Annotated in this window: 10 protein-coding genes and 1 other RNA gene; 8 read left to right on the top strand and 3 right to left on the bottom strand. The window is 40.8% G+C overall.

What is annotated here, in order from left to right; all coding sequences use genetic code 11:
* The first annotated feature begins 12 nt into the window (after positions 1–12).
* Together rlmD and BVH04_RS20425 are read left to right on the top strand one after the other, a co-directional pair.
* Positions 13–1,419, top strand: coding sequence for a 23S rRNA (uracil(1939)-C(5))-methyltransferase RlmD (gene rlmD, locus BVH04_RS20430; RefSeq protein WP_086543321.1), 1,407 nt, complete (start codon positions 13–15; stop codon positions 1,417–1,419).
* Positions 1,416–1,793, top strand: coding sequence for a hypothetical protein (locus BVH04_RS20425; RefSeq protein WP_086543320.1), 378 nt, complete (start codon positions 1,416–1,418; stop codon positions 1,791–1,793). Before rlmD ends, BVH04_RS20425 begins: the two co-directional genes overlap by 4 nt.
* 251 nt (positions 1,794–2,044) lie before the next feature.
* Here BVH04_RS20425 and BVH04_RS20420 read toward each other — a convergent pair whose 3' ends face one another.
* Positions 2,045–3,337: an aminopeptidase P family protein gene (locus tag BVH04_RS20420; protein WP_086543319.1), complete on the bottom strand. Its 1,293-nt coding sequence runs from the start codon at positions 3,335–3,337 to the stop codon at positions 2,045–2,047.
* Between the two features lie 212 nt (positions 3,338–3,549).
* Between BVH04_RS20420 and BVH04_RS20415 the strand changes: the two genes are divergently transcribed.
* The 4 genes from BVH04_RS20415 to BVH04_RS20400 all read left to right on the top strand — a co-directional run bounded on the left by BVH04_RS20415 (position 3,550) and on the right by BVH04_RS20400 (position 8,093).
* A complete protein-coding gene (locus BVH04_RS20415; RefSeq protein ID WP_086543318.1) occupies positions 3,550–4,779 on the top strand; it encodes a M16 family metallopeptidase in 1,230 nt (409 codons plus the stop codon).
* A gap of 2 nt (positions 4,780–4,781) precedes the next feature.
* Complete coding sequence (locus BVH04_RS20410; RefSeq protein WP_086543317.1) at positions 4,782–5,426, top strand: O-methyltransferase; 645 nt, start codon at positions 4,782–4,784, stop codon at positions 5,424–5,426.
* A 66-nt stretch (positions 5,427–5,492) separates the two neighbouring features.
* The gene (locus BVH04_RS20405) at positions 5,493–7,076 is read left to right on the top strand and encodes a lytic transglycosylase domain-containing protein (RefSeq protein WP_086543316.1); all 1,584 of its coding nucleotides are present in this window, start codon (positions 5,493–5,495) and stop codon (positions 7,074–7,076) included.
* A 24-nt stretch (positions 7,077–7,100) separates the two neighbouring features.
* On the top strand, positions 7,101–8,093 hold the full coding sequence (locus BVH04_RS20400; protein ID WP_086543315.1) for a DUF3078 domain-containing protein: 993 nt from the start codon (positions 7,101–7,103) through the stop codon (positions 8,091–8,093).
* Here the strand turns inward: BVH04_RS20400 and BVH04_RS20395 are convergent.
* The gene (locus BVH04_RS20395; RefSeq protein ID WP_086543314.1) at positions 8,090–8,494 is read right to left on the bottom strand and encodes a hypothetical protein; all 405 of its coding nucleotides are present in this window, start codon (positions 8,492–8,494) and stop codon (positions 8,090–8,092) included. The two genes, BVH04_RS20400 and BVH04_RS20395, sit on opposite strands and share 4 nt — an antisense overlap.
* A 170-nt stretch (positions 8,495–8,664) precedes the next feature.
* A complete protein-coding gene (locus BVH04_RS20390) occupies positions 8,665–9,810 on the bottom strand; it encodes a DNA polymerase III subunit gamma/tau (RefSeq protein WP_086543313.1) in 1,146 nt (381 codons plus the stop codon).
* 183 nt (positions 9,811–9,993) lie between these two features.
* Between BVH04_RS20390 and ssrA the strand changes: the two genes are divergently transcribed.
* Positions 9,994–10,396, top strand: a transfer-messenger RNA (tmRNA) gene (ssrA, locus tag BVH04_RS20385).
* A gap of 355 nt (positions 10,397–10,751) precedes the next feature.
* On the top strand, positions 10,752–11,494 hold a 743-nt coding region (locus tag BVH04_RS20380; RefSeq protein ID WP_205635892.1), incomplete at its 3' end, for a phage integrase SAM-like domain and Arm DNA-binding domain-containing protein.

Here is an 11,494-nt window from a genome sequence, read left to right as displayed (position 1 = left end):
AATTTTGCGCCCATGTCGCGAAAAATGAAAAACAAAGTGATCACCAATCTTCTCATCGAGCGTATTGCTTCGGAGGGAAAATGTTTGGGACATCATGAGGAAAAAGTGGTTTTTGTAACGGGAGTTGCTCCTGGAGATGTGGTCGATGTGCGGATCACCAAGGGGAAAAGCTCCTTTATGGAAGGAGAGCCTGTCAAATTCCACGAGTATTCCAAAGAACGAATAGATCCTTTTTGCTCGCATTTTGGCACCTGTGGCGGCTGCAAGTGGCAGCACATTAATTATGATCTGCAAAAAACCTATAAGCGACAGCAGGTTTTGGATCAGTTTCAGCGAATAGCAAAAGTAGAAATCCCTGAGGTGATGCCGACTTTAGGTTCTGAAAAGACTAGATACTATAGAAATAAGTTGGACTTCACCTTCTCAAACAAGAAATGGCTGACGGTCGAGCAGATCCAATCAGGAGAAGATTTTGATAGAAATGCCCTAGGTTTTCATATCCCGAAGATGTTTGACAAGATCGTCGATGTGGATCATTGCTATCTGCAAGGAAACATTTCCAACGACGTTAGGAATGAATTGAGAACTTTTGCGCTAGCAAATCAACTTAGCTTCTATGACATTAGAAATCAAGTTGGCCTGCTTCGAAATCTGATTATCCGAACCACGAGCACAGATCAGGCTATGGTGATCGTACAGTTCGGTGAAAATGATTCAGAGGGAATTCAAAAGGTCATGGAGTTTTTGAATGAGAAATTCCCTGAAATTACTTCTCTGCTTTATGTAATTAACACCAAAGGAAATGAGACTTTCCACGACTTGGAATTAGTCACTTTTGCTGGGCAGGACTTTATCGAGGAAGAAATGGAAGACTTGAAATTCCGCATCGGCCCAAAGTCCTTCTATCAAACAAACTCTGAGCAAGCGTACGAATTATATAAAGTCGCTCGTGATTTCGCCGATTTGCAAGGCGATGAGGTGGTTTATGATCTCTATACTGGCACTGGCACGATTGCCAATTTCGTAGCAAAAAAAGCCAAACAGGTAATCGGAATCGAGTATGTACCATCTGCCATCGAAGACGCGAAACTCAACTCTCAAATCAACGGATTGGACAATACGCTCTTCTATGCTGGTGATATGAAAGACATGCTGAACGAGGATTTTATAGCAAATCATGCGGCTCCAGATGTGATCATCACAGATCCGCCACGCGCAGGAATGGATGAGAAAGTTGTGCAGATGCTCTTGAGATTGAATGCACCAAAGATCGTGTATGTATCCTGCAATCCTGCTACTCAGGCTAGAGATGTAGCACTTTTGGGCGAAAAATACAAAGTAGAAAAGATACAGCCTGTGGACATGTTTCCACAGACGTATCATGTAGAAAATGTCGTACTCTTAACTTTAAAATCATGATTTCAGATTTCAACGATCCCGAACTGAACGGGAAATATCTGGGTACAATTACCAGTGATTTTATAAAAATATCTGATACACTTAAGGAAGCTTCCTATCAGATCCGAACCCGGAAATTCTCTGATTACCCGATTTTCCCCATCTCAAAAGAGATGCAACCTATCGGGAAAATATTTATCGGAAAAGAAGAGAAAGACTTGGACTGGAACTACTTCATGACCTATGTGGATGAATTTGTTCAGCGCAAATTAATCGCTGAAGAATCTCTGCCTGATTTCGTAAAAGCTTACAAAGATCCTGACGAATTCTGCTGCCTTTTCGTAATGGATGGAGCGTTTACCAGCTTTGTATATATCCCTTATCCTAACGACTAAGATCAAAATTGCCCAACAAAAAAGCTTTACCCATTAATTAGGTAAAGCTTTTTTGTTTTTATCCTTTGTAAGATGAATGATTGACTCAAGTATCCACTATTATGAATATTCAAGTTTCAGCCAGTAATGCGATCAAAGCATCATGTAATATGGTAAACTTTGGCATTTAGCCCGCTTCTGTCACCCTTCATCGGTCTTCCGTCTGGTAAAGCAAAGAGAAAAGGCTACTGGCATCATTACTGATAATCACCTCATTTATTCATCAATTCTTCAATCTCTTCAGCCTCAATTGGGATATTTCGCATTAGATCAAAATAACCTTTCGCTTCTTGTATCACAATATTATTTTCCAATCTAATTCCTAACCCTTCCTCCTGAATATACATTCCCGGCTCTACCGTAAAAACCATACCAGGTTGGATCGGTCCATGCATAGTACCTACATCATGTACATCAAGTCCCAAATGATGAGAAGTGCCATGCATAAAATACTTTTTGTAAGCTGGCCAAGCTGAATCCTGATTTTTGATATCTGTCTGGTCGATCAAACCTAAGCCTACCAGTTCACTTTGCATGATCAAGCCCACTTCTTTATGGTAATCCTGAATGTTAGTACCAATTCTTAAAATATTTGAAGCTTCTTTTTGTACTCGTAACACTGCATCGTAAACGGCTCTTTGCCTTTCTGTGAATCTACCGCTCACTGGAATCGTCCGAGTCATGTCTGCATTGTAATTCCCATATTCCGCTCCCACATCCATCAATAGCATTTCACCAGCTAGGCACTCTTTATGATTCTCCACATAATGTAACACACAGGCAGAAGCGCCTGAAGCAATGATGGGTTCGTAAGCGAATCCCTTACTGCGATTTCTAACAAACTCATGAAGATATTCAGCTTCTATTTCATACTCAGTCACGCCAGGTTTCACAAAAGACAGAATTCTTCTAAAGCCTTTCTCCGTGATATCACAAGCTATTTGAAGTTGATCGATCTCCTCTTTTTCCTTCACCCCTCTCAACTCATGCATAATGGGCGCTGATCGGTGATACGTATGAAGCGGGAATTTCTCTTTACACTCCCTAATGAACCTCGCATCCTGAGTCTCCACTAGTACGCCCGCTCTTAGATGCTCATTTGTATTCAGGTAGATATTGCAGCAAAGTGCCATCACAGTACTAAAAACTTGATCAAAATATGCCAGCCACTGGATATTCTTTATTCCTGAAGTGGCTTCAGCTTCTTCCTTAGTGTATTTATGCCCTTCCCAAATCGCGATATGCTCGTTAGTCTCTCGGAGAAAAAGTACTTCACGCATATTAGCATTTGGACAATCCGGAGCCACAAGCAAAATCGTTTCTTCCTGATCTATACCGGTGAGGTAAAACAAATCATTATTCTGACGAAAACGCATCGTTCCATCAGCATTGGTAGGCATGATGTCATTAGAATTGAAAATCGCTACGCTGCTTTCGGTAAGTTTGTAGCAAAATTTCTCGCGATTCTTAATATAAAGAGAACTAGAAAGAGGTTGATATTTCATCTTGTTATTATTTGTTTTTCAATGGTCAGGTGGAATCTCACATGGTAATTAATCATTCCTCTGTGTTACGTTTGGAGTAATGCTCGATTTCATAGATTTCTTCTGATTCTGAAATGGAAAGTTACTAATTATAGGGCGAAAATCAGGGGAGAAATTCATCTGGAACTAATTTCCTGCTTTACTTTGTATATTACCGACAGGGTAAATTAAGCATGGAATTAAACATCAAAGAACTTAGTAACGGCATTCGGATTGTCCATCAGGAAGTTACCCATACCAGACTAGTTCACTGCGGATTTATATTAGACATCGGTAGTAGAGATGAGACCAAAGAGCAAGAAGGGCTAGCTCACTTTTGGGAACATATGGCTTTCAAAGGCACTAAAAGGCGAAAAACTTTCCATATCCTCAATCGCCTGGAATCACTTGGAGGCGAACTCAACGCCTACACCACCAAAGAAAAAGTATGCTTCTATGCTTCCACTTTAAAGGAACATTACGGCAAAGCCTCTGAATTACTTTTCGACATTACCTTCAATAGTACTTTCCCGGAAAAACAGATCGAAAAAGAGCGTCAGGTTATTTTAGAAGAAATGGCCATGTATCGCGATTCTCCGGAGGATGCGATACAGGATGAACTGGATGAATTGGTTTTTGAAAATCATGCATTGGGAAGAAATATTCTGGGAACAGAACAGACGGTTGGAAGCTTTACTCAGCAGGATTTCTTCGACTTCATTTCTACAAGACTTGATACGTCTAGACTGATATTTTCTGTAGTGGGAAATATCTCCTTCCAGAAAGTATTGCGAGGAATAGAAGGTCCTTTATCCCAAATCCAAACGAAAAGAAGCCTTTACATTAGAAGTGATTTCAACAATTACATTCCTAAAGTAAAGAGTCAAGAAAGAGACGTTAGCCAGTCACTTTGTGCAATTGGCCGACCGGCTTTTTCTCTTTACGACCCAAATCGCTTTAAACTTTTCCTCCTCAACAACATCCTTGGCGGACCAAGTATGAATAGCCGGCTGAATCTGATGCTTCGGGAAAAGCACGGCTATGTGTATAGTATAGAGTCCAGTTATCAGCCATTTTCCGACATCGGCTTTTTTGGGATTTACTTTGGCACAGAGGGCAAAACTCTACAAAAAGCACTTGCGCTTGTTCTCAAAGAAATGAGTAAAATGACCAGCACAAAGCTCGGAACTGTTCAGCTTCATATGGCAAAAGAACAAGCAATCGGTCAGATGGCTATGGCCGAGGAAAATTACGCCGCACTGATGCTGGTTTATGGCAAAAGCTTAATCGATCATGGAAAAGTAGATCCCCTGGAGAATATATTTAAACAGATCAAAAATACTACAGCCGAGGAAATTCAGGGAATCGCACAAGAAATTTTCAACCCTGAAATGCTCTCGTTCCTAACCTATACTCCTCAGTAATCATGGAATTTATCGACCCAGCTCTTTTAACTTATTGCGAAGATCACAGTAGTGATGAGGATTTTTTGCTTAAAAAAATCACCCGCGAAACTCAGGCAAAAGTCATGATGCCACGCATGATCTCCGGACATCTACAGGGGAAAATGCTAGAGCTTTTTGCAAAAATGCAGAATCCTAAAACCATTTTAGAAATCGGTACTTACACCGGATATTCTGGAATCTGCATGGCAAGAGGATTGGGGAAAGATGGAAAGCTCATCACGCTGGATATCAATGACGAGCTAGAGACAATGGTGCGAGGGTTTTTTGAAGAAAGCGGGCTAGCTGACAAAATCGATTATCGCCTGGGAAATGCTCTCGAAATTATTCCTACCCTTTCCGGGCCTTTCGATATGGTCTTTATCGATGCTGATAAAAGTAACTACTCGAAGTACTATGACCTGATCATCGACAAGATCAATCCAGGAGGAATTATTCTGGCTGACAATGTCCTATGGTCAGGAAAAATCTTGGTAGAAAAAGGAAAGAAAATTGACAAAGACACCCATGCCATTATAGATTTTAATACAATGATTCAAAATGATCCTCGCGTCGAAAACGTCCTGCTGCCCATCCGGGATGGCGTAATGATGGCAAGAAAAATCTAGGTAAAGCGAAAAGGGGAATCATTTTTGCTAAAATGATGCTGACCCGACGATGAAAGCCTTTTTCGAATGAAAAAAATACATACCCCCTATATAATTTTCATCCTGCTGGTACTGTTCGGCCATGAGTCTAAGGCTCAAATCCCTCAAGTCCCGGCTGAACTACAGTTTGCAGACCTTATCGTAAGAATCAATCCTCAGGCTCGACGGGAAATCCAGTTGGACGTGGATGCACAATATCGTAACCCATCCTATTTTAAAATCAAGCAAGATCGGGTAAATCTATACATGCCGATCATCGAGCAGGAGCTTAGAAACTCTGGCGTGCCTGTAGATCTAAAATATCTGGCCATCCAAGAAAGTGGTTTGATCGGAGACGCTGTATCCACATCAAATGCAGTTGGCTTTTGGCAGTTTAAGCAAGGAACTGCAGAGGAGGTTTTTCTTCGGGTAGATGGTCAAATCGATGAGCGGAAAAATATAGCCTCTTCCTCCAAGGGAGCTGCGCTTTACCTGCAGAAACATAATAACTCATTCGACAACTGGATGTGCGCATTGGTTTCTTATCAAATGGGTCTGGGTGGAGCCAAAGCTTATTTTGGCACCCAATACAATGGGAAGCAAATCGTGGATGTAGATCGAAATACACATTGGTACTTCAAGAAATTCTTAGCTCATAAAATCGCCTTTGGGAGCCAAACTACCTCGCTCACCAGCAGTGGGCAATATATGGTAGGGGAGCGCGTACAAGGGCCTACTACATTATCAGCCCTATCGAAAAAATATGGCGTAACCGAAAAGCACCTGGAAGAATATAATCTATGGACACGCAATGGTAAAATCCCAGGCGATAGAGTTTATACGGTGGTATATGTAAGAGATGGATCTCTACCCATACAGCCAGCAATTATTACGGAATCGAAACCGAAAACTCAAAGCCCAAGCGTTACATCCACCTCACCAACTTACAAGCAAGCAGATTCTTTCCCAAGAATTGCTGGAAATACCACGAAAGCTTCACAGGCTGATCAGATCACGGTAAATAATCTAGAAGGTGTGCAAGCGCCTCAATCCACTACTCAAAGCAATTTCTCAGACCGAGTTGGAGTCAAAGAAAATAAGCTGCGAAGACTTAACGATCTAGACAGAGGAGCGAGAATCGAAGCCGGAGAATATTACTATACCGAGAAAAAGAATGCCAGCGCTGAAATAGCAACTCACATCGTACGACCAGGCGAAACACTTTGGAGTATTTCTCAGAGATACGGAATTAAGCTATCTGCATTGAAGTCGAAAAATAGAATTAGGAAAGACAGCGACTTGAAAGCTGGAATGGTACTCAACCTGCAAGAACATAGAAAACGTGGTGAGGATATACCGGTGGTAAAACTTACGAACCCGGCACCAGCCAGACAAGCAGAAGCTAACACACCGCCCACATCGACACGCAATCAACCTTTAGTAAGTAATTCACGTCAAACCAGCACAGCATCTTCAACTTCTAAGATGACTCATACAGTGGCTACTGGAGAGACGCTATTTGCCATCAGCAAAAAATACGGCGTGACAGTCAATCAATTGAAAGACTGGAACAACATAGGAATTCAAAACATCATATCCATTGGACAGAAATTGGTTATCTTTCGCCCCTGATCTGCAATCCCCTAAGCTTTTTAAATGTCTAAGTACCTCCTAATTTTTGGATTATTTCTCCTATGCCTCAGCCACACGATTAAGGCTCAGGACAGGCAGTATATCCCTGATACTGTACTGATTAATGGTGATACCTTGCTGATGCTGGGAGATTCGCTCTTGATAGATGAGCCTATAAAAGAGATTTTTTGGAAGACAGGAGGAAACTATAACCTCAATATCCAACAAGTTACTTTGTCAAATTGGGCGGCAGGTGGATCCAGTACCTTTGCGCTGAATTCCGGCTTGACACTTTTTGCCAATTACAAGAAGGATAATAAAGTCTGGGACACACAACTCACGTTCAGCTTAGGTTTCAATCGTCAAGATGATAGAGATTATGCGACTCGAAAGACGAACGATAATTTCCACTTTGTGACCAATTATGGTAGAGAACTATCGGAATTTTTCTACCTATCTACTCAGCTTGATGCTAGAGCTCAGCTTCTAGCCGGATACAAATATTCCAGACCATCGGGAAGTGATTTGGAAGTTCGCACCAAAATATCAGACCTACTTTCACCTGGCTATGTACAGTCTTCGACTGGTCTTAACTACCGAAAAACCTATAAAGACAAGAGTAAGATCTCGGTAATTCTATCTCCTTTCACGGGTAGATTCACCATAGTCTTAAACGATTCACTGAGCAGGGCTGGGGCTTTCGGGGTAATTCCTGGTGAAAATGTACGAGCTGAAGCAGGAGTCTCTCTCGCTGCCTCAGTGGCAGATATTCAACTGATGAAAAATATTACCTGGAAGTCTGATATCAACCTATTTTCTAATTATGAGGTGTTTGGAAATATGGTAGTCAACTTCAATTCTGTGATAAGAATGAAAGTAAATAGGTTTATTTCCACCAGAATAGAGACCGTTCTAATCTATGATGAGGAGGTGTTTATCAAACAAGATGATGGAACATCTAAGCAAGCTGTGCAGCTACAGAATCTTATAAACTTTGGGATATCTCTTGATTTTTAGAAATCAGTTTCCAAACCGAATCTCCGCTGAAATTCTCCCAAGGCAGCGTGTTTTCCCTTTAAAAAGTTGAATTTATCTGTGCTTGTGTAGAGCTTATTTCGTTCAGACTCCAGTTCTTCTTTTACCTCCAATTCTAGCTTAAAGTGATTGACCGAACCCAATTCTTTGATAATACGAATCACCTCAGGCTTCATTTTTAATGCAAGTTCTTCTTGCACATGACCCATTACTTCAAGGATGACCACATCCATTTTAATCTTGACGGACTGTCCCAAGATCGCCAGTTCCATACTCTTTCCGAGCTTCTGAAAATGTTCTTTTACTTGTGGAAATACCTCATCCAATATTTCCTGGGTGAGGTCTCTCCCCTCTACTTTTACCTCCACGACTTCCTCGCTCACCTTAGATTGGGCATACTCTAGCTCATGCTTAGCTTTTTGATCTGCTAATTGCTTCGTGTGACCAAGATTTTTAGGAATAGAAATAGTCTTCTGTAGAGAACTTGTCTTGGCAGTGCTGGTAGTAGTAGGAAGAGGTATAGATTCTTTGAGTGGTTCAGGAACTTGCTCTGTCAGACTTTTTTTTTTGAGTCCTCAGCTGCAACCATTGACAAACGGAATGCTTGGGGAAGCTTTGCCATTTTCATCAATGCCAATTCCACATGTAAACGCTGATTTTTCGAAGTCTTGTAATTGATATCGCAATAATTGGCAATGTTCAGTGCAGAGAGTAAGAAGGATGCAGAAGTTGCTTCTGTCTGTTGCAGATAACGTTCTTTGGCAGATTCAGATACCTCTATCAGTTCAATCGTAGCAGCATCTTTGGCCACAAGCAAATCTCTGAAATGCTCACAAAGACCTACGATGAAGTTGTGTCCATCAAATCCTTTCTTCAGAATCTCATCAAAGATCAGCAAAACACTGGATAGGTTTTCTGCTACCAAGGCATCTACAACTTTGAAGTAATAATCGTAATCAAGAATATGTAGATTTCCGATGGTCTCATGATACGTAACTTTTTTCCCTGCGGAATACGTGACGATCAAATCAAACATAGAAAGCGCATCACGAAGCGCACCATCTGCTTTGGTAGCAATCAATCGAAGAGCTTCCTCTTCATAATCTACCGTTTCTTTCTCAGCGATATACTTGAGATGTACCGCTATGTCTTTAATCTGAATTCTATTGAAATCAAAAATCTGACAGCGGGAAAGTATGGTAGGAATGATTTTATGCTTTTCCGTAGTCGCCAAAATAAAGATGGCGTACTTAGGTGGCTCTTCCAAAGTCTTCAAAAAGGCGTTGAAAGCCTGATTGGAAAGCATGTGAACCTCATCAATGATATATACTTTGTACTGTCCCTTTTGCGGAGCGTAACGTACTTGATCTACCAGATTACGGATATCATCTACGGAGTTGTTCGAAGCCGCATCGAGTTCGTAGATATTAAAGGAACTGTTGTTTTGGAAAGAAACACATGATTCGCATTTACCACAAGCCTCGAAGTCAGCTTGAAGATTTTCACAGTTGATTGTCTTTGCAAGGATACGGGCGCAGGTAGTCTTCCCCACACCTCGTGGACCGCAAAACAAAAAAGCCTGCGCTAAGTGATTGTTTTTTATGGCATTCTGAAGCGTGGTGGTGATATGCTGCTGCCCAACTACGCTTTTGAAATCTGCCGGTCTGTATTTTCTTGCCGAAACGACGAAATTTTCCATCACCGCAAGATATAAAAAACTCTATACTCAGGAAGCCCAAAAAATAGCATTCTCAGACAATTTTCGCTAATTATTTGATTTCCAAACCTATGAAAAATCAAATTTTTAAAGGTTTCCTCTAGATCGCAAAACTCTTCACCAACGGAACGAAAATTGTATTAGTTTTGTCATCCTTATATAAATGGGGCTGACCGGTTTTGACAGTAAGTGTAAAAATCGGGCTCGCATGCAGGCTGGAGTATGTACGGCCTTAAAAGATTCATACGCACTATAAATGGCGAAGATTCTTACGCTATGGCTGCCTAATCTTACCTTAACAGGAAAGAAAGCTTCAAGGGTTGAGTTGCGAGAGTAATTCCCCGGCCACATCTCACCGCCCGTTGTCTGATCCGGGTGGATCTGAGGTGTCGACTTGATCGGACTGCTGCTTGTGATGCTATTATGCAAGCTTAAGATCCAGTAGCTAAGTCGGAACTAGGTGTGTCACCCAGCATATTTCGATCGAAAATCCAACAGGTGACTAAGCATGTAGACGGTACGTTGTTTCCTTATCTGGACGCGAGTTCGAATCTCGCCAGCTCCACTGGAAAAGCTGAGAAAATCCTTGAAGAAAATGTAAAAATAGACTTCAATAATTTGAATAAAGTTTCTAAAACATTGATTACTAGATGTTTAATGAATTTTAATCAGTTTTTACATCTCAGTTTTGTGAATTATAAGCCTGTAAAGAGTTTCTTTGCAGGCTTTTTTTTGTGGCTAAAACCACCAAAATCTTCACAATTTCTCCTAATTCTAGTGCGTCATTCGTGTAGTTCGCCGATATCAAAAAAAAGACGCATGATGTGAATTATATTTTACTGATTATGAACATGTTCAACTATTGAGCTTCTTGTTATTTAGAGCCTGATTTTCGAGTTTTATTCAACTTAAACCAATGAGTCATGTTAGAAAAAAGCTTTGGGTTACACTTCTTCCTAAAACAATCAAAAAAAGACACTGGAACAATGAGGTATGTGTACCTCAGAATAACCGTAGATAGTCTATCCAAAGAAATATCCACCAAGAGGTTATGGCCTATCTCCCGTTGGAGTATTGCTGTAGGCAGAGCAGAGGGCATTAAAGAAGATGCCAGAGAATTAAATGCATTTCTGGACACTATCCATCATAAAGTCATTCAGGCTAAAAAACAACTCCTTGAATCTGACAAAGAAATTTCTTCTGAAGCATTGAAGAATATTCTCCTTGGCATCGGGGAAAAGAAAAAAATGATTCTCGAAATATTCCATGAGCACAATAAGAATGTAGAAGCATTAGTGGGTAAAGAATTTGCCCCAGGGACATTGTTGAGATACAAAACTTCACTTGACCATACCCGCTCTTTCATTAAATGGAAATACAATGCTGAGGACATGGATATTAAACTACTGGATTATGAATTTATATCATCCTACGCCTTTTGGCTGAAGAGTGCTAGGAATTGTAATCATAACACAACCGTAAAATACCTGAACAATTTTAAGAAAATAGTCCTAGTCTGCATTAATAACGGATGGCTAGTCAGGAACCCATTTATTCAGTTTAAAATGTCTACAAAGGTAAATAACCGGGTATTTCTAACATGGCCGGAGGTACAGAGGTTGGCTGAAAAGAAATTTACAATTCAAAGATTGGTTCATGTCAGGGA

Origin of the sequence: Algoriphagus antarcticus (assembly GCF_002150685.1) — a bacterium.
GTDB classification, from domain to species: domain Bacteria; phylum Bacteroidota; class Bacteroidia; order Cytophagales; family Cyclobacteriaceae; genus Algoriphagus; species Algoriphagus antarcticus.
Note: the sequence above shows the minus strand (reverse complement) of the source record. Positions and strands in the feature narration are given on the sequence as shown.